We start from the raw sequence: 16,778 nt of genomic DNA, 5'->3' as shown, positions 1-16,778 counted from the left end.
TGGAGACTGAGAAACCATGTCGCGAATCGGACGTAAGTCGATCCCGGTCCCGGCCGGCGTCGATGTCACCATCACGGGCCAGACCATCAAGGTCAAGGGCCCCAAGGGCGAGCTGTCGCACACCGTCTCCGAGCCGATCACGGTCGAGCAGGAGGGTGGCGAGCTGCACGTCAACCGCCCCAATGACGAGCGCAAGGCCAAGGAGCTCCACGGCCTCTCCCGTACCCTGGTCGCCAACATGATCGTCGGCGTCACCGAGGGCTACAAGAAGACGCTGGAGATCAACGGCACCGGTTACCGGGTCACGGCCAAGGGCAAGGACCTCGAGTTCGCCCTGGGCTTCTCGCACCCGGTCAACGTCGTGCCGCCGGCCGGTATCACGTTCTCCGTCGAGAAGCCGACCCAGTTCACGGTCGCGGGCATCGACAAGCAGCTGGTCGGCGAGGTCGCCGCCAACATCCGGAAGATCCGCCCGCCGGAGCCCTACAAGGGCAAGGGCGTGAAGTACCAGGGCGAGGTCATCCGCCGTAAGGCTGGAAAGGCGGGCAAGAAGTGATCGCCGCCGACATTTGGGCGAGGTCATCCGCCGGCCGTAACAAGGCACGAAAGGCAGGTAAGAAGTGACCGCCACGCTGCTCAAGCGTCGCAACGGCGCGGGTGCCGCCGCCAAGCGGGCTGTCGGAAAGGCGCGTCGGCACTTCCGGGTCCGTCGGAACCTTCGCGGTACCGCCGAGCGCCCCCGTCTGGTCGTCACCCGTTCCACGCGGCACATCACCGCGCAGATCATCGACGACCTCAAGGGCCACACGCTGGCCTCGGCCTCGACCCTCGACTCGTCCCTGCGGGGCACCGAGGGTGACAAGAGCGCCCTGGCCGGCAAGGTCGGCTCGCTCCTCGCCGAGCGGGCCAAGGCCGCGGGCGTGTCCAAGGTCGTCTTCGACCGCGGTGGCAACAAGTACGCGGGGCGTATCGCCGCGCTTGCCGATGCCGCTCGCGAAGCCGGACTCGAGTTCTAGGAGGAATTGACCAATGCCTGGTCAGCAGCGCCGAGGCGGCGGGTCCGGCGGTAACACCGAGGGTGGCAACCGCCGGGACAACCGCCGTGAGGGCGGCCGCGGCAACGCGCCCGTCGACAAGACCCCGCATCTCGAGCGGGTCGTCGCGATCAACCGTGTCGCCAAGGTCGTCAAGGGCGGTCGTCGCTTCAGCTTCACCGCTCTGGTGATCGTGGGCGACGGCGACGGCACCGTCGGCATCGGCTACGGAAAGGCCAAGGAGGTGCCCGCGGCCATCGCCAAGGGCGTCGAGGAGGCCAAGAAGCACTTCTTCAAGGTTCCGCGGATCGGCGCCACCATCCCGCACCCGATCACGGGTGAGGCTGCCGCGGGCGTCGTGCTCCTCAAGCCGGCCTCCGCCGGTACCGGCGTCATCGCCGGTGGCCCGGTGCGTGCCGTGCTCGAGTGCGCGGGCATCCACGACGTGCTCTCGAAGAGCCTGGGCTCGTCGAACCCGATCAACATCGTGCACGCGACCGTCGCGGCCCTGCGGGGTCTCGAGTCGCCCGAGCAGGTCGCGTCCCGTCGTGGCCTGCCGGTCGAGGACGTGGCGCCGGCGGCCATGCTGGCGGCGCGTGCGGAAGCGGCGGTGCACTGATGGCGCGTTTGAAGGTCACCCAGATCCGGTCCGAGATCGGCCGTAAGCAGAACCAGCGGGACTCCCTGCGGTCGCTCGGCCTGAAGCGGATCAACGATGTGGTGGTCAAGGAGGACCGTCCCGAGATTCGGGGCATGATCTTCGCCGTGAACCACCTCGTGACTGTTGAGGAGGTCGAGTAATGGCGATCAAGGTCCACCACCTGCGTCCGGCGCCCGGAGCCAAGACCCCCAAGACCCGCGTGGGTCGTGGTGAGGGCTCCAAGGGCAAGACCGCTGGCCGCGGCACCAAGGGCACCGGCGCCCGCAAGAACACCTCGGCGGCGTTCGAGGGTGGGCAGATGCCCCTCCACATGCGTCTGCCGAAGATGAAGGGGCTCAAGAACAAGCCCCGCAACAAGGTCGTCTTCCAGGTCGTGAACCTGGACCGTCTCGCCGAGCTGTTCCCGAACGGCGGCGAGGTCGGACCGGACGAGCTGGTGGAGGCGGGCGCTGTCCGCAAGAACCAGCCGGTCAAGGTCCTCGGCTCGGGCGAGCTGGGCGGCGTGTCGCTGACTGTCAAGGCGCACGCGTTCAGCGAGTCGGCCAAGGAGAAGATCGCCGCAGCCGGTGGTTCGGTCAGCGAGCTGTAAGTTTCGACAATGGGGTGGCCCGGGACTCGACGAGTGCCGGGCCATTGCCTGTTTCGCCCCTTTACGGCGGAGATTCGGGGTCGATCGTCGCTCCACGCGGTCGAGCTGATACACTGCTCCGCTGGTGGCCTGTGTGTCGATTGTTGTCGCTGCCAGGTCATGAGGCTTATGGGGGTGCCTGCCCTGGCGCCGCGACGGCGTAGCTCGGGCAGCATCCCCTTTGTGGCGTCTGACCTGCTCTTTTATCGGCAGGTCAGATGCTCACCCGCGGTGAGCGCTACCGTGACTCACCGCGGTCCGGCAAGACTGTTAGAGTCCGTTCCCAGCTAGGGATATCGGTCGTCCGGACCGATGCCTTCCCCCATCCGCCGATTGCGGCGGTAACCTCGCGCAGGAGGAAGAAGTTGCTCTCCGCCTTTACCAGTGCGTTCCGGACGCCTGACCTGCGCAAGAAACTGCTGTTCACGATCTTCATCATCGCGCTGTACCGGCTGGGCGCCACCTTGCCCAGTCCTGGTGTGTCCTACACCAACGTGCAGAAGTGCCTTGACATCGTGAACTCTCAGAACGCCGATGCCGGCGTGCTCAACCTGTTGAACCTGTTCTCGGGTGGCGCGCTGCTCCAGTTGTCGGTGTTCGCGCTGGGCATCATGCCGTACATCACGGCCTCCATCATTTTGCAGCTGCTGACCGTGGTCATTCCCCGCCTCGAGCAGCTTCGCAAGGAGGGCCAGTCCGGCCAGGCAAAGATCACGCAGTACACCCGCTACCTCACGCTGGGCCTCGCCGTCCTGCAGTCCTCGGCGTTCGTCGCCCTGGCGCGGACGGGCCAGCTCTTCGGCAACGCCTGTGACCAGAACGACCCCACGCTGCAGATCATCCCGGAGAACACCGGGCTGCCGATGTGGCTCACGCTCTCGGTCCTGGTGCTGACCATGACCGCCGGCACCGGCATGGTGATGTGGCTCGGCGAGCTCATCACCGACCGCGGCGTCGGCAACGGCATGTCGGTCCTGATCTTCACCTCGATCGCCGCCCGCCTTCCCGGTGAGGGCTGGACGATCAAGGAGTCGACCAACTGGGGCAAGTTCTCGCTGGTGATCGCCCTGGTCCTGGTCATCATCGCCCTGGTCGTCTTCATCGAGCAGGCGCAGCGGCGCATCCCCGTGCAGTACGCCAAGCGCATGATCGGCCGCCGGATGTACGGCGGGACGTCGACCTACATCCCGCTGAAGGTCAACCAGGCCGGTGTCGTCCCGGTCATCTTCGGATCGTCGCTGCTGTACCTGCCGCAGCTTTACCTGCAGTTCTTCGACCCGAACAACCTCAACGGCTACCAGTTGTGGATCCAGAAGTGGCTCGCCGACCCGACGAGCGCGCTGTACATCGGCGTCTACTTCCTGCTGATCATCTTCTTCACGTACTTCTACGTCTCGATCACGTTCAACCCGACCGAGGTCGCGGACAACATGAAGAAGTACGGTGGATTCGTGCCGGGCATCCGTCCGGGCAAGCCCACCGCCGACTACCTGGACTTCATCCTCAGCCGGATCACGCTGCCGGGCGCGTTGTACCTTGGTCTGATCTCGGTCCTGCCGAACTTCTTCTTCATCTGGCTGAATGCGCAGCAGTACCAGAACTTCCCGTTCGGCGGTACGGCAGTGCTGATCATGGTGGGTGTGGGTCTGGAGACGGTGAAGCAGATCGAGAGCCAGCTCATGCAGCGCAACTACGAAGGGTTCCTCCGGTAGTGGCGCCGCGGAGCCGGGGGGCTCTTGCGTCGAGGATCTCAACTCACCTAAGCGAGGCGATGTAGGTGCGGCTGGTGCTGGTGGGCCCTCCGGGGGCCGGCAAGGGGACCCAGGCTGAGTTCATCGCCGCCCATCTGGCCGTACCGAAGATCTCGACCGGCGACATCTTCCGGGCGAACGTCTCCCAGGGCACGCCGCTGGGCGTCGAGGCCAAGCGGTACATGGACGCGGGGCAACTGGTTCCGGACGAGGTGACCATCAACATGGTCCGGGACAGGCTGGCCGAGCCGGACGCCGGTGACGGCTTCCTGCTCGACGGCTTCCCGCGGACGGTGCCGCAGGCCTCGGCGCTCGACAAGCTGCTGGCCGACCTGGGCACGGCGCTCGACCTGGTGATGGAGCTCGTGGTCGACGACGACGAGGTCATCCGGCGGCTTTCGGGCCGCCGGACCTGCCGTGGCTGCGGCAAGATCTGGCACGTCGAGTTCGACCCGACCAGCAAGGAGAACATCTGCGACCGCTGTGGGTCGGAGCTGTTCCAGCGGGACGACGACAAGGCCGAGACGATCGCCAACCGGCTGGTCGAGTACGCCGAGAAGACCGCTCCGCTGGTCGACTTCTACGGCGCTCAGGGCAAGCTGGTCGGGATCGACGCGACCGGGCCGGTCGAGGACGTCACCGTGCGCGCCATAGACGCCTTGCGGTCGTACGGGGGCTGACATGCGGCGCCAGCAGCTGGACATCCAGCTGAAGACACCCGATCAGATCGAGAAGATGCGCGGTGCCGGCCTGGTCGTCGCCGCCGCGCTCGACGCGATGCGGGACGCGGTGGCGCCCGGCGTCTCGACGGCCGACCTCGACGCGATCGCCGAGAAGGTCATCCGCGACGCGGGGGCGATCCCGTCGTTCAAGGGCTACCACGGCTTCCCGGCCTCCATCTGCGCCTCGGTCAACGAGCAGGTCGTGCACGGCATCCCCAGCGCCGAGCAGGTGCTGCGCGAGGGCGACCTGATCTCGCTCGACTGCGGCGCGATCCTCGACGGCTGGCACGGCGACTCGGCGATCACCGTCGGTGTCGGCGATACCGATCCGGCGCTGCTCAAGATGTCCCAGGTCGCCGAGGACGCGATGTGGGCCGGCATCGCGGCGGCCGCGCGGGGCTCGGCCAACGGCCGGGGCCGGCTGACCGACATCTCGTTCAACGTCGAAAAGACCGTTCGCAAGGCGGGCCGCTACGGCATCGTCGACGGGTACGGCGGGCACGGCATCGGCACCGAGATGCACCAGGACCCGCACGTGCTCAACCACGGCAAGCCCGGCAAGGGTCCGCGCCTGCAGCCCGGTTTGTGCCTGGCGATCGAGCCCATGATCACGTTGGGCTCGCCGCGGACGGCCGAGCTGTCCGACGGCTGGACGGTCGTGACGCGCGACGGCTCGATGGCGGCGCACGTCGAGCACACGATGTGCCTGCTCGAGGACGGCGTCTGGGTGACCACGGCCGTCGACGGCGGCCGGGCCCGGCTGGGCGATCTGGTCACGTCACGGCAGTCCTGACTACACACGAGTATTTCTCTCAGGCATGCTGGGACGCATGGGGCGGGAAGACATGCGCGCCGGGGACGGTGACCGCAAACAGGTCGCGGACCAGTTGAAGGCCGCGCTCGACGAGGGACGTCTCGACCTGGACGAGTACGACGAGCGGCTGCAGCGAACCTACGCGGCCAAGACCTACGGCGAACTCGACGGCCTGCTCGACGACCTGCCCGGCACGGTGCCCGTGCAGCACTCGCAGATCCAGCCCGCCGCGCCCCCGGCTGCCTCGATGACGCCGGTCGGCACGCCGAAGGCCCCGGACCCCCGGCATTGGATGGGCGGTTACGCGGGCGTCGTGGTCGTCTGCACGCTGATCTGGCTCTTCACCATGGTCGCCTCGGGACACTGGATCTATCCGTGGCCCGTCTGGACGTTGATCCCGCTGATTCTGGGCTTCTTCAGCCGCCGGCGCTGACCCGGCCCGTACTGGACGAGGGTTGTCACCATGGACGGTATGGGCCGGGAGCAGATGCGCGCGGCGGACGAGGACCGTCGCAACGTGGCTGAGCAGTTGCGGCTGGCTCTCGAGGAGGGCCGTCTCGACCTCAACGAGTACGACGAGCGCGTGCAGCAGGCGTACTCGGCCAAGACGTACGCCGACCTCGACGGGCTGCTGACCGACCTGCCCAACGCCGCGCCGGTCGTGCCGGTCCCGCCGCCCGGCGAGCTGCTGGTCGACGACAAGCAGGCGGAGAAGGCCACCCGGGTCTGGCTCGCCCACGTGTGGGGTTCGTGGCCCAAGGCGCTGGTGTTCTTCACGCTGATCTGGGGCGTCACGTCGCTGGCGAGCAACGATCTGGTCTTCTACTGGCCGGTCTGGGTGCTCGGCCCCTGGGGTGTGGTGCTCCTGCTGCGTACGGCGGCCGGCCTGGCTCAGGGGGAGCCCCGCAAGTACGCGGCCGAGTCGGAGCACCGGCGCCGCCTGCGCGAGCACAAGCAGGAACGCAAGACGCTGTACCGCCGGGCGATCGCGGCCGGGGAGCTGCCCGCGAAACCGACCAAGGAGCAGCGCAAGGCGTTCATCGCGGAGGCCATCGCGAGGGGCGAGCTGCCGCCGAAGCCCCGCCGACCGGCCGTCGGCGAGTGAAAAGTAGATGTTTGTCCGTTTTCTGACGGGGCGACACACCCGACTCCGGGTCAGGGCGACCTCGGTTTGGCGTGGCCCGTAAGGCGCGCGTACACTGGCTAGCTGGCGCGCAGCGTCCACTCCCGCATGTCTTCAGCGCTTCGAAGGCGGTGGGAGCCGCGGCTGGTCCGAGTCCGGTCAACGTACTCGGGTAAGACGTTGCACAGCCAGCCCCGAACCCCAATGTCAGGTAGCGGAGGACATGCCTAAGAAAGACGGAGCCATCGAGATCGAGGGCCGTGTGATCGAGCCCCTGCCGAACGCCATGTTCCGCGTTGAGCTCGCCAATGGTCACAAGGTTCTTGCACACATCTCCGGCAAGATGCGGCAGCACTACATCCGCATCCTTCCCGAGGACAGAGTCGTCGTCGAGCTCTCGCCGTACGACCTCACCCGTGGGCGCATCGTCTACCGCTACAAGTGAGTTGCGGGAGCCGGGGGCAACTAAGTTCCCGTCCGACTGAGAGTTAAGGCAAACCGTGAAGGTCAAGCCGAGCGTCAAGCGGATCTGCAACAACTGCCGGGTCATCCGGCGGCACGGGCGCGTCATGGTCATCTGCAAGACCGACGCGCGCCACAAGCAGCGCCAGGGCTGAGTCCCCGGTAAAGCTGCCAGATCCGGCACCTGAACAAGCTCGTCCCAGCCACGTCAGTGGCCACACCCCCGGCGCGGAGGCCGGGGCCCGTCCGGGCAGACGGGGTGGGAGGGGCACAGACCTCCGAAGGAATCGACAGGAGTTAGCCCACTTATGGCACGACTCGTCGGCGTCGATCTTCCCCGCGAGAAGCGGATGGAGATCGCGCTCACCTACATCTACGGGATCGGTCGCACCCGTGCCGTCGAGGCACTGACCGCTACCGCGATTGACCTGAACAAGCGCGCCAAGGACCTCACGGACGAGGAGCTGGTTCAGCTCCGCGACTACATCGAGGGCAATTTCAAGGTTGAGGGTGACCTTCGCCGCGAGGTCGCCGCGGACATCCGCCGCAAGGTCGAGATCGGCTGCTACGCCGGCATCCGCCACCGCCGGGGTCTCCCCGTGCGGGGTCAGCGCACCCGGACCAACGCGCGTACGCGCAAGGGCCCGAAGCGCACGGTCGCTGGTAAGAAGAAGCCGGGTCGGAAGTAATAGGAGCGCACTGACTTATGCCACCGAAGGCACGCGCAGGGGCCGCAGTCAAGAAGGTCCGGCGCAAGGAACGCAAGAACGTCGCCCACGGGCAGGCGCACATCAAGAGCACCTTCAACAACACCATCGTGTCGATCACCGACCCGACCGGTGCGGTCATCTCCTGGGCTTCTTCCGGCCAGGTGGGCTTCAAGGGCTCCCGCAAGTCGACCCCGTTCGCCGCGCAGCTGGCCGCCGAGGCCGCCGCTCGCCGGGCGATGGAGCACGGCATGCGCAAGGTCGACGTCTTCGTCAAGGGTCCCGGCTCCGGCCGCGAGACCGCGATCCGCTCGCTGCAGGCCGCCGGCCTCGAGGTCGGGCAGATCAGTGACGTCACGCCGCAGCCGCACAACGGATGCCGTCCGCCGAAGCGCCGCCGGGTCTAAGGGAGAGACAGGAAGCAATGGCTCGTTACACAGGTGCGGACTGCAAGCGCTGCCGCCGCGAGAAGATGAAGCTGTTCCTCAAGGGCAGCAAGTGCGACGGGCCCAAGTGCCCGTTCGAGTCGCGTCCCTTCCCGCCCGGCCAGCACGGCCGTGGCCGGACCAAGGAGACCGAGTACCTGCTCCAGCACCGCGAGAAGCAGAAGGCCCGCCGCGTCTACGGCGTGCTCGAGAAGCAGTTCCGCGGTTACTACGAGGAGGCTGTCACCAAGCCCGGCAAGACCGGTGAGGTGCTGCTGCAGATCCTCGAGTCGCGTCTCGACAACGTCATCTACCGGGCCGGCCTCGCGCAGTCCCGGGACATGGCCCGGCAGCTGGTCAAGCACGGCCACTTCCTGGTCAACGGCGTGAAGGTCGACATCCCGTCGTACCGCGTCAAGGAGCACGACATCATCACCACGCGGGAGAAGTCGAAGGAGATGACCCCCTTCGTCGTCGCCCAGGCCCAGGCCGGTCAGCGGCCCGTGCCGGCGTGGCTGGAGCCCATCCCGAGCGAGATGAAGGTTCTCGTTCACTCGCTCCCGGCCCGGGCTGTCATCGACACCCAGGTCCAGGAGCAGCTGATCGTCGAGCTCTACTCCAAGTAGCGCTCTCGCCGGGGCGCCTCGCCGGCGCCCCGGCTGCACCATCCGGACGGCCATCAAATAGTGGGTGGCCTGACAGAAAGAAGAACAGCGTGCTCATCAGCCAGCGGCCCTCCCTCTCCGAGGAGTCGATCAGCGAGACCCGCTCCCGGTTCACCATCGAGCCCCTGGAGCCGGGTTTCGGGTACACCCTCGGCAACTCGCTGCGGCGTACCCTGCTGTCGTCCATCCCCGGCGCGGCGGTCACCAGCATCAAGATTGACGGTGTCCTGCACGAGTTCACCACGATCCCCGGTGTCAAGGAGGACGTGGTCGAGCTCGTCATGAACGTCAAGGAGCTCACCGTCAGCTCCGAGCACGACGAGCCGGTCAGCATGTACCTGCGCAAGCAGGGCCCCGGCGACGTCACCGCAGGCGACATCCAGCCCCCGGCCGGTGTCTCCGTGCACAACCCCGACCTCAAGCTGGCCACGCTCAACAGCAAGGGCCGGCTCGACATGGAGCTCACCGTCGAGCGGGGCCGTGGCTACGTCACGGCGGCGCAGAACAAGAGCGCCGGCGCCGAGATCGGCCGCATCCCGGTCGACTCGATCTACTCGCCGGTCATGAAGGTGACCTACCGCGTCGAGGCGACCCGTGTCGAGCAGCGCACCGACTTCGACCGCCTCATCATCGACGTCGAGTCCAAGGCGTCCATCTCACCCCGTACCGCTCTGGCCTCGGCCGGTTCGACCCTGGTTGAGCTGTTCGGCCTGTGCCGGGAGCTGGACGAGACCGCCGAGGGCATCGACATCGGCCCGTCGCCGCAGGACGCGCAGCTCGCGGCCGACCTGGCTCTGCCGATCGAGGAGCTCGACCTGACCGTCCGGTCGTACAACTGTCTCAAGCGTGAGGGCATCAACAGCGTTGGTGAACTCATCGGGCGGACGGAGGCCGACCTTCTGGATATAAGGAATTTCGGTCAGAAGAGCATCGACGAGGTCAAGATGAAGCTCGCCGGTATGGGCCTGGGCCTCAAGGACAGCGCGCCGTCCTTCGACCCCGCGCACGTCGTGGACTCGTTCGGCGACGTGGACTACGACACCGACGACTACCGCGAGACCGAGCAGCTCTAAGAGCCCGGCCGCCTTTTACAAGGAGCATTGGAAATGCCCACGCCCACCAAGGGAGCCCGCCTCGGCGGCAGCCCGGCGCACGAGAAGCTCATCCTGGCCAACCTGGCCACCGAGCTTTTCCGGCACGGGAAGATCAAGACCACCGAGGCCAAGGCGCGCCGGCTGCGCCCCCTGGCTGAGCAGCTCATCACCAAGGCCAAGCGCGGCGACCTGCACAACCGTCGCCGGGTGCTGGCCACGGTGAAGGACAAGGACGTCGTGTACGCCCTGTTCGAGCAGATCGCTCCGCGTTACGGCAACCGGCCGGGTGGCTACACCCGGATCACCAAGACCGGCCCGCGCAAGGGTGACGCCGCTCCCATGGCCGTCATCGAGCTGGTCGAGGAGCTGCAGGTCGCGGCGACCACCGCCCCGGCCAAGAAGACGGCCCGCAAGGCCGCCGCTCAGCAGGACAAGGTCGAGGCGCTGGCCCGCGAGGACGAGGCGCCCGCCTCTTCCAAGGCCGACGCTGCCGACGACCAGGACGCCGAGCCGCCGGTGAACGCCTCCGGTGACAAGGGCGCCGAGGGTCCCGGCGACCAGGCCGAGGGCGAAGACACCGACGCCAAGGCGTAGCTTTCCCTGAATCGAGCCCGGCACCCTCAGTGGGGTGCCGGGCTCCTTTCATGTACGAGTTCTGGTGCTCACGAGTACGTCGGAGTGTTCCCCGGCGCCGTGGGTGGTTCGGGCCGAGGAGGGGCGATTGCGCTCATGAGATCCATCCGCTTGCGACTGGACGTCTCGTACGACGGCGCGGATTTCTCGGGGTGGGCCGTGCAACCGGGTCGCCGCACCGTGGCGGGCGTACTGCTGGAGGCGCTGGGACGGCTGGCCGGTGTGGACACACCGCTCGGCCTGACGGTCGCCGGACGTACGGACGCCGGGGTGCACGCCTCGGGGCAGGTATGCCACATCGACCTCCCCGCCGACACCTATGCGGAACTCGAGTCGTCGCTGCTGCGGCGGCTCGCGGCGCTGATGCCGGCGGACGCGCGGGTCAAGGCGATCACGCCGGTGCCGGAAACCTTTGACGCGCGGTTCTCGGCCACCTTCCGGCGCTACGAATACCGGGTGGCAGACACGCTGTGGGGGCCGGAACCACTGCGGCGGCACGACACGATCGGGTGGGTGCGGCCGCTCGATGTGGACCGGCTCACCGTGGCCGCGGCCGGGCTGACCGGCGAGCACGACTACGCCGCGTACTGCAAGCGCAAGGAGCACGCGACCACGGTCCGGGCGATCACGCGGTTCGACTGGCGACGTGACCCGGACGGCGTGGTCGTGGCCACGGTCGAGGCGGACGCGTTCTGCCAGTCGATGGTGCGCAGCCTGGTGGGGGCGCTGCTGGCCGTGGGGGACGGGCGGCGGGACCCGGGCTGGCCGTCGACGTTGCTCACGCGTACGGAACGGTCGAGCGAGGTCACCGTGGCGCCCGCGCACGGGCTCACGCTGATCGCGGTCGGGTACCCGGACGAGGCGGCCTATGCCAGCCGGGCCGAGGCGACCCGCAGGCTGAGGGCTTAGGGGAGCGCGCCGGGCGGCTGTGGCGGAGCCGTCCTGCCGCCCAGGACCGCCGCGCCGAGGTGGTCGTCCACGATCTCGGCGGTGATTCTTTCCGCGTACGGGTCGTCGTCGGGCACCAACGCCCCGTCCGGTCGGGTGATCACGCAGTAGAGCAGGTAGTTACCGCGTACGTGCCAGCCCACCGAGGCGGAAGCCGGGTCGCCGCCGGTCGCCTCGGGCAGGGTGCGGAACCCCCCGTTGCCGCTCACTACCTGCCCTCGGACCAGGCCGTCGACCGTTGCGGCGGCCTCCGCGTCGGCGAGGGTGAAGACGCCGGCGGTGACCTGATAACCCTCGTACGGGGAAAGGAGACCGGCCCGGACCACCTCGCTGCAGCCGTTGCCGGTGAGCAGCGCTCCCAGACTTCCGTTGGTCGCCTCGGCGCAGTCCGTGCCGTAGTGCCGCATCTCGATCCGGTACGCCCCCGTGGCGCCCACCGGTCGCAACACGTCCTGCTGCCCGAAGACGTCACCCAGCGGCACTGTGGCCGGCTCACCCGGTGCGACAGTGGTCGGTGAGCTCTGACGCCTGTCCGAGGCGGTCATCATGAAGCCGATCATCAGGACCAGGCCGAGCAGGATGACCCCGGCCAGGCCCTGGGTGAGCCACTGCACGGCGCGCTGCGGCTCGACGGAGGGCCGGGTGACGGGGGCTCGCCGCCGGCCGCGTTGCTGAGGGATGCGCGGGAGGGGTGACGCCGGCGGCGGCCGATGCTGTCCGCCCGATCCGATGCCGCGAACCAGGAGCATCAGGCCGCCGTCGGCGGTCGCGCGGTGGGCTGCTCGGGAAGGGGTGCCGTACCGCATGCCGACCAGGCTAGGAGCGCACCGTGATCAATGAACGCACATTCTGTGCGGCACCCCCGTGCGCGCTCGCGCGTTGACCGGCGGCAGACTGGTCCGGTGAGCGCCGATCATTACTTCAGCGCCGAGCCGACCACGCCGGACCGCCGCGGCGAGATCGAGTTCAGCGTCGCCGGACGCGGCTACCGGCTGGCCGTCGCGTCCGGCATCTTCAGCGCGGGCCGGCTCGACCCGGGCACCGCCGTGCTGCTGCGCAAGGGCGACCTGCCCGTGGCCGATGCCGGAGGCACGTTCCTCGACCTCGGCTGCGGCTACGGGCCGATCGCCTGCGTGCTCGCGAGCGAGGCGCCCGGGGCGACGGTCTACGCGGTGGACGTGAACGCGCGGGCCAGGGAGCTGACCGCCCTGAACGCCGAGACGCTGGGGCTGGCCGGCCGGGTGCGGGTGGCCGAGCCCGGCGAGGTCCCGGAGGAGGTGACGTTCGACCAGATCTGGAGCAACCCGCCCACCCACGTCGGCAAGAGCGAGCTGCGGGCGCTCATGCAACGGTGGCTGCCGCGGCTCGCGCCCGGCGGCGTGGCCTGGCTGGTGATCAACCGGCATCTCGGCGGTGATTCGCTGCACACCTGGCTGGTCGAGAACGGCTGGGACGTGGAGCGTACGGCCAGCCAGAAGGGCTTCCGGGTGCTACGGGTGGCCCGGAAAACCGACTGACGATCCCGGTCCGGGCCGGGATGATGACCGGCATGGGTTACGTGGATGTCGCCGGCGCCGGTTTCGTGCTGCCCGACGGGCGCCGGCTGTTCGCCGACGTCGCGTTCCGGGTCGGCGAGGGGGCCAAGGTCGCGCTGGTCGGGCCGAACGGCGCGGGCAAGACGACGCTGCTGCGCATGGTCGCCGGTGACCTCGCGCTGCCCGAGGGGTCGATCGCACGATCCGGCGGCCTGGGCGTGATGCGCCAGTTCATCGGCATGATCGGCGACGACCGTACGCTGGAGGACCTGGCTCTTTCGCTGGTGAAACCCGAACTCGGGGCGGCCGGTGAGCGCCTCGCCAAGGCAGCCGCCGGGCTCGACGACACCGAGCGCAGCCAGCTGGCGTACGCCAATGCTCTGGCCCACTGGGGCGAGGCCGGTGGCTACGACGCCGAGGTGCTGTTCGACACGGTGGCCGTGGCCATCCTGGGCAAGCCGTGGGACGAGGTGCGCCACCGTCCGGTCCGGACCCTCTCGGGCGGCCAGCAGAAAAGGTTCGCGCTCGACCTGCTGCTGCGCGGCGACGACGAGGTGCTGCTGCTCGACGAGCCGGACAACTTCCTCGACGTGCCCGGCAAGCGCTGGCTGGAGGCCCGGCTGCGCGAGTCGCCGAAATCCGTGCTGTACGTCTCCCACGACCGTGAGCTGCTGGCCCAGACGGCCGACCGGGTGGTCGCTGTCGAGGGCGGCACGGCCTGGACGCATCCGGGCGGGTTCGCGTCGTGGCACGAGGCCCGCGTGCACCGTCACGACCGGATGGAGGAGAACCGCCGGCGCTGGGACGAGGAGCACCAGAAACTCAAGGATCTGGTGCTGTCGCTCAAGCAGAAGGCGACCTTCAACGACGGCATGGCCTCGCGCTACCAGGCCGCACAGACCCGGCTGCGCAAGTTCGAGGAAGCCGGTCCGCCACCGCTGCCGCCCAAGGAGCAGTCGCTGCGGATGAACCTGCGCGGCGGGCGTACGGCCAAACGCGCGGTGATCTGCGAACAGCTCGAGATGGAAGACCTGACATTCCCGTTCGACCTGGAGATCTGGTACGGCGATCGGGTCGCCGTGCTGGGCGCCAACGGCACCGGGAAGTCACACTTCCTGCGGCTGCTCGCGGCCGGTGGCAGCGACCCGGCGCCGGAGAACAAACCGGTTGACGGCGCCCCGCTGGCGCACGTGGCGCACAACGGCGTGGCCCGGCTGGGCGCGCGGGTGCGGCCTGGGCATTTCTCGCAGACGCACGACCGGCCCGAGCTGGTCGACCGCACCCTGGTCGAGATCCTGTGGCGCGGCGACGACCACCGCTCCGGAATGGACCGGGCGGGGGCGATGAAGGCGCTCAACCGGTACGAGTTGTCGGCGCAGGGCGACCAGCGGTTCGGCACGCTCTCCGGCGGGCAGCAGGCTCGGTTCCTGGTGCTGCTGCTGGAGCTGTCGGGGGCGACGGTGCTGCTGCTCGACGAGCCGACCGACAACCTCGACCTGGCCTCGGCCGAAGCTCTCGAAGAGGGCCTCAACAAGTTCGAGGGTACGGTGATCGCGGTCACGCATGACCGGTGGTTCACCCGGTCGTTCGATCGCTTCGTGCTGTTCCAGGGCGACGGCGAGGTGGTGGAGACGCCGGAGCCGGTTTGGGACGTGCGCTAGTTTTTTCGTCCTCGGCCGGGTTATGGTCCGAGGCAACACAACCCCACGGGAGTCCGGTGCACCGGGCTGAGAGGGGGGCTGACGCGGCCCCCGACCGTCGAACCTGATCCGGATCATGCCGGCGCAGGGAGGAGCCACCGTTGTTGTTGCCGCGTCTGCACATCGTCACCGACTCGCTCGACATCGTGCGGGGCGTCCTCGGGCACGGTCCCGTGGCTGTCCAGATCAGAGTCAAGACCAACGACCGCGAGGCGTACGCCCTGACCTGCGCGGCGCTTGAGCTGTGCCGGCCGGCGGGGGCGTTGTGCCTGGTCGACGATCGGATCGGGGTGGCCCTCGCGGCGGGGGCGGACGGCGTGCACGTGGGCGCCGACGACCTGCCGGTGGCGGCCGCGCGCCGGGTGCTCGGGCCCGGACCGGTGATCGGCGCCACCTGCCGGAACCCGTCCGCCGCCCGGGCCGCTGTGGCCGACGGGGCGTCGTACCTCGGTGTCGGGCCGGCGTTCGCCACCGGCAGCAAGAGCGGGTTGCCGGATCCGATCGGGCCGGACGGGATCGCGGCGGTGAGCCGGGCCGTGCCGGGTACGCCGGTGATCGCCATCGCGGGCATCACAGCGGGTCGGGTCTCGGAGCTGGACTGTTACGGGGTGGCCGTGATCTCGGCTGTCGCGGCGGATCCGGCGGGGGCGACGGTCGAGTTCCTGCGGGCGCTGGCCGCCCATCCGGGCCTCGGTGTGTCGGATTTGTCTCTTGGCGCGTCGCATCCGGGTCTTGGCGGGTCGGACTCGTGGGCCGCCGCCCTTGGCGAGTCGGATTCATCGGGCGTATCGGATTCGGCGGCTGGTGCGTCTGCTTCGGCTTCGCGGGCCGGGGATCGCCAATGAGCGACGTCACGGTGGTCGGGGGCGGGATCGTCGGGCTTTCTGTTGCGTGGCGGCTCGTGCAGCGTGGTGCGGACGTGACCGTGCTGGACGGCGGGGACGACGGCGCCTGGCACGTCGCGGCGGGGATGCTCGCGCCGGGCGGGGAATCCGAGCACGAGGACCCGGCCCTGATCCGGTTACTGGAGCGATCGGCCCAGCTGTGGCCCGCGTACGCGAAGGAACTGGGGGTTGATGTCGGCTATGACGACGCCGGCACCCTCAGCCTGGCGATGACGGCGGACGACCTGGCTCAGCGGGCGCGCGTCTGGAAACGGCAGGAGCTGGCCCTGCTGCGGCCCTCCGAGTTGCGTGACCTCGAGCCGGCACTGTCTCCCCGCGTACGGGCTGGGGTCTTTGATCCTCGGGAAACCCAGGTCGACCCGCGCAAGGTGGTGAGCGCGCTGCGGGAAAAGCTCGGGCCGCGGGTGGTGCCCAAACGGGTCGAGGCGCTGTCCGATGTGGATTCGGCGACTGTTGTGGTGGCTGCCGGATGTGGCACGGCGGCGCTGACCGGGCTGCCGATCCGGCCGGTCAAGGGCCAGGTGCTGCGGCTGCGCGGCGAGCCGGGGCTGCTGCGGCACGTGCTCAACGCATCTGTCGACGGGCGTGAGGTCTACATCGTGCCGCGCGCGGACGGCGAAGTGGTGGTGGGCGCGACCCAGGAGGAGCGGACCGACCGGCTGGTCACGGCGGGTGGAGTGCACGAGCTGCTGCGCGCGGCGCTCGACCTGGTGCCGGGGTTGGCCGAACTCGAACTCACCGAGACCACGGTCGGGCACCGGCCCGGCACACCCGACAACGCGCCGCTGCTCGGGCGGCTTGACGACCGTGTGGTGGTGGCGGCGGGGCATTTCCGCAACGGGGTGCTGCTGGCGCCGGTGACCGCCGACATCGTCGCCGGGCTGGTGCTGGACGGCGCGGACGATCCGATGTCGGCCGACTTCTCGCCCCGGAGGTTCTGATGCTGACCGGGGTGTTCGGCGACCAGGTCC

Annotated in this window: 22 protein-coding genes, 1 pseudogene and 1 riboswitch; of the genes and pseudogenes, 22 read left to right on the top strand and 1 reads right to left on the bottom strand. The window is 68.8% G+C overall.

What is annotated here, in order from left to right; all coding sequences use genetic code 11:
* Positions 1-16: 16 nt before the first annotated feature.
* The 18 genes from rplF (at position 17) to truA (ending at position 11,628) form a co-directional block, all read left to right on the top strand.
* The gene (gene rplF, locus C8E87_RS12250) at positions 17-556 is read left to right on the top strand and encodes a 50S ribosomal protein L6 (RefSeq protein ID WP_133873216.1); all 540 of its coding nucleotides are present in this window, start codon (positions 17-19) and stop codon (positions 554-556) included.
* 64 nt (positions 557-620) lie between these two features.
* On the top strand, positions 621-1,016 hold the full coding sequence (gene rplR, locus C8E87_RS12245; protein WP_133873215.1) for a 50S ribosomal protein L18: 396 nt from the start codon (positions 621-623) through the stop codon (positions 1,014-1,016).
* Between the two features lie 13 nt (positions 1,017-1,029).
* The gene (rpsE, locus tag C8E87_RS12240; protein WP_133873214.1) at positions 1,030-1,653 is read left to right on the top strand and encodes a 30S ribosomal protein S5; all 624 of its coding nucleotides are present in this window, start codon (positions 1,030-1,032) and stop codon (positions 1,651-1,653) included.
* Positions 1,653-1,835, top strand: a complete 183-nt coding sequence (rpmD, locus tag C8E87_RS12235; RefSeq protein ID WP_014687772.1) for a 50S ribosomal protein L30 — start codon at positions 1,653-1,655, stop codon at positions 1,833-1,835. The genes rpsE and rpmD overlap by 1 nt, the downstream gene beginning before the upstream one ends.
* Positions 1,835-2,284 (top strand): 50S ribosomal protein L15, encoded by a 450-nt coding sequence (rplO, locus tag C8E87_RS12230; protein ID WP_133873213.1) that lies wholly within the window; start codon positions 1,835-1,837, stop codon positions 2,282-2,284. Before rpmD ends, rplO begins: the two co-directional genes overlap by 1 nt.
* Positions 2,285-2,688: 404 nt before the next feature.
* Complete coding sequence (gene secY / locus C8E87_RS12225; RefSeq protein ID WP_133873212.1) at positions 2,689-4,035, top strand: preprotein translocase subunit SecY; 1,347 nt, start codon at positions 2,689-2,691, stop codon at positions 4,033-4,035.
* A 65-nt stretch (positions 4,036-4,100) separates the two neighbouring features.
* Positions 4,101-4,754, top strand: coding sequence for an adenylate kinase (locus C8E87_RS12220; protein ID WP_030436520.1), 654 nt, complete (start codon positions 4,101-4,103; stop codon positions 4,752-4,754).
* A 1-nt stretch (position 4,755) separates the two neighbouring features.
* A complete protein-coding gene (gene map / locus C8E87_RS12215) occupies positions 4,756-5,589 on the top strand; it encodes a type I methionyl aminopeptidase (RefSeq protein WP_133873211.1) in 834 nt (277 codons plus the stop codon).
* A 37-nt stretch (positions 5,590-5,626) separates the two neighbouring features.
* On the top strand, positions 5,627-6,043 hold the full coding sequence (locus C8E87_RS12210; protein ID WP_239079937.1) for a DUF1707 SHOCT-like domain-containing protein: 417 nt from the start codon (positions 5,627-5,629) through the stop codon (positions 6,041-6,043).
* A 30-nt stretch (positions 6,044-6,073) separates the two neighbouring features.
* A complete protein-coding gene (locus C8E87_RS12205) occupies positions 6,074-6,715 on the top strand; it encodes a DUF1707 SHOCT-like domain-containing protein (RefSeq protein WP_239079938.1) in 642 nt (213 codons plus the stop codon).
* Between the two features lie 241 nt (positions 6,716-6,956).
* A complete protein-coding gene (gene infA, locus C8E87_RS12200; RefSeq protein ID WP_007073013.1) occupies positions 6,957-7,178 on the top strand; it encodes a translation initiation factor IF-1 in 222 nt (73 codons plus the stop codon).
* 55 nt (positions 7,179-7,233) lie between these two features.
* Positions 7,234-7,350, top strand: a complete 117-nt coding sequence (rpmJ, locus tag C8E87_RS12195; RefSeq protein ID WP_015619018.1) for a 50S ribosomal protein L36 — start codon at positions 7,234-7,236, stop codon at positions 7,348-7,350.
* 153 nt (positions 7,351-7,503) lie between these two features.
* Positions 7,504-7,884 (top strand): 30S ribosomal protein S13, encoded by a 381-nt coding sequence (gene rpsM, locus C8E87_RS12190; RefSeq protein WP_133873210.1) that lies wholly within the window; start codon positions 7,504-7,506, stop codon positions 7,882-7,884.
* A 17-nt stretch (positions 7,885-7,901) separates the two neighbouring features.
* Entirely contained in the window at positions 7,902-8,309 is a 408-nt protein-coding gene (rpsK, locus tag C8E87_RS12185; protein ID WP_014440747.1) for a 30S ribosomal protein S11, read from the top strand.
* Positions 8,310-8,326: 17 nt separating this feature from the next.
* The gene (rpsD, locus tag C8E87_RS12180) at positions 8,327-8,953 is read left to right on the top strand and encodes a 30S ribosomal protein S4 (RefSeq protein WP_133873209.1); all 627 of its coding nucleotides are present in this window, start codon (positions 8,327-8,329) and stop codon (positions 8,951-8,953) included.
* Positions 8,954-9,042: 89 nt separating this feature from the next.
* Positions 9,043-10,065, top strand: a complete 1,023-nt coding sequence (locus C8E87_RS12175; protein ID WP_127499772.1) for a DNA-directed RNA polymerase subunit alpha — start codon at positions 9,043-9,045, stop codon at positions 10,063-10,065.
* Positions 10,066-10,098: 33 nt separating this feature from the next.
* Positions 10,099-10,680: a 50S ribosomal protein L17 gene (gene rplQ / locus C8E87_RS12170; RefSeq protein ID WP_133873208.1), complete on the top strand. Its 582-nt coding sequence runs from the start codon at positions 10,099-10,101 to the stop codon at positions 10,678-10,680.
* Positions 10,681-10,815: 135 nt separating this feature from the next.
* On the top strand, positions 10,816-11,628 hold the full coding sequence (gene truA / locus C8E87_RS12165; protein ID WP_133873207.1) for a tRNA pseudouridine(38-40) synthase TruA: 813 nt from the start codon (positions 10,816-10,818) through the stop codon (positions 11,626-11,628).
* Here truA and C8E87_RS12160 read toward each other — a convergent pair.
* Complete coding sequence (locus C8E87_RS12160) at positions 11,625-12,473, bottom strand: hypothetical protein (protein WP_133873206.1); 849 nt, start codon at positions 12,471-12,473, stop codon at positions 11,625-11,627. The genes truA and C8E87_RS12160 overlap by 4 nt on opposite strands.
* Positions 12,474-12,569: 96 nt before the next feature.
* On the opposite strand from C8E87_RS12160, the gene C8E87_RS12155 reads away from it, so the two are divergent.
* From C8E87_RS12155 to thiO, 4 genes and pseudogenes are all read left to right on the top strand, one after another.
* The gene (locus C8E87_RS12155; protein ID WP_133873205.1) at positions 12,570-13,184 is read left to right on the top strand and encodes a class I SAM-dependent methyltransferase; all 615 of its coding nucleotides are present in this window, start codon (positions 12,570-12,572) and stop codon (positions 13,182-13,184) included.
* A gap of 32 nt (positions 13,185-13,216) precedes the next feature.
* On the top strand, positions 13,217-14,863 hold the full coding sequence (locus tag C8E87_RS12150; protein WP_133873204.1) for an ABC-F family ATP-binding cassette domain-containing protein: 1,647 nt from the start codon (positions 13,217-13,219) through the stop codon (positions 14,861-14,863).
* Positions 14,864-14,898: 35 nt separating this feature from the next.
* Positions 14,899-15,010, top strand: a riboswitch (TPP riboswitch).
* A pseudogene (locus tag C8E87_RS12145) lies at positions 15,004-15,576 on the top strand (thiamine phosphate synthase); the annotation flags it as partial. Its footprint overlaps the riboswitch before it by 7 nt.
* A gap of 167 nt (positions 15,577-15,743) precedes the next feature.
* Positions 15,744-16,748 carry a glycine oxidase ThiO gene (thiO, locus tag C8E87_RS12140; RefSeq protein WP_133873203.1) on the top strand — a complete coding sequence of 335 codons (1,005 nt, stop codon included), beginning with the start codon at positions 15,744-15,746 and terminating at the stop codon, positions 16,746-16,748.
* Positions 16,749-16,778: the final 30 nt, after the last annotated feature.

Source organism: Paractinoplanes brasiliensis (assembly GCF_004362215.1).
Lineage (GTDB): Bacteria > Actinomycetota > Actinomycetes > Mycobacteriales > Micromonosporaceae > Actinoplanes > Actinoplanes brasiliensis.
This window is presented reverse-complemented; position numbering and strand designations above follow the sequence as displayed.

Excerpts from the sequence above, each read along its gene's own strand:
- rpsE (WP_133873214.1), top strand. The coding sequence starts at position 1,030 with ATGCCTGGTCAGCAGCGCCGAGGCGGCGGGTCCGGCGGTAACACCGAG.
- C8E87_RS12205 (WP_239079938.1), top strand. The coding sequence starts at position 6,074 with ATGGACGGTATGGGCCGGGAGCAGATGCGCGCGGCGGACGAGGACCGT.
- C8E87_RS12150 (WP_133873204.1), top strand. The coding sequence starts at position 13,217 with ATGGGTTACGTGGATGTCGCCGGCGCCGGTTTCGTGCTGCCCGACGGG.
- infA (WP_007073013.1), top strand. The coding sequence starts at position 6,957 with ATGCCTAAGAAAGACGGAGCCATCGAGATCGAGGGCCGTGTGATCGAG.
- rpsM (WP_133873210.1), top strand. The coding sequence starts at position 7,504 with ATGGCACGACTCGTCGGCGTCGATCTTCCCCGCGAGAAGCGGATGGAG.
- C8E87_RS12160 (WP_133873206.1), bottom strand. The coding sequence starts at position 12,473 with ATGCGGTACGGCACCCCTTCCCGAGCAGCCCACCGCGCGACCGCCGAC.
- rplF (WP_133873216.1), top strand. The coding sequence starts at position 17 with ATGTCGCGAATCGGACGTAAGTCGATCCCGGTCCCGGCCGGCGTCGAT.
- rplQ (WP_133873208.1), top strand. The coding sequence starts at position 10,099 with ATGCCCACGCCCACCAAGGGAGCCCGCCTCGGCGGCAGCCCGGCGCAC.
- thiO (WP_133873203.1), top strand. The coding sequence starts at position 15,744 with ATGAGCGACGTCACGGTGGTCGGGGGCGGGATCGTCGGGCTTTCTGTT.
- rplO (WP_133873213.1), top strand. The coding sequence starts at position 1,835 with ATGGCGATCAAGGTCCACCACCTGCGTCCGGCGCCCGGAGCCAAGACC.
- rpsK (WP_014440747.1), top strand. The coding sequence starts at position 7,902 with ATGCCACCGAAGGCACGCGCAGGGGCCGCAGTCAAGAAGGTCCGGCGC.
- C8E87_RS12210 (WP_239079937.1), top strand. The coding sequence starts at position 5,627 with ATGGGGCGGGAAGACATGCGCGCCGGGGACGGTGACCGCAAACAGGTC.
- truA (WP_133873207.1), top strand. The coding sequence starts at position 10,816 with ATGAGATCCATCCGCTTGCGACTGGACGTCTCGTACGACGGCGCGGAT.
- map (WP_133873211.1), top strand. The coding sequence starts at position 4,756 with ATGCGGCGCCAGCAGCTGGACATCCAGCTGAAGACACCCGATCAGATC.
- rpmD (WP_014687772.1), top strand. The coding sequence starts at position 1,653 with ATGGCGCGTTTGAAGGTCACCCAGATCCGGTCCGAGATCGGCCGTAAG.
- rpsD (WP_133873209.1), top strand. The coding sequence starts at position 8,327 with ATGGCTCGTTACACAGGTGCGGACTGCAAGCGCTGCCGCCGCGAGAAG.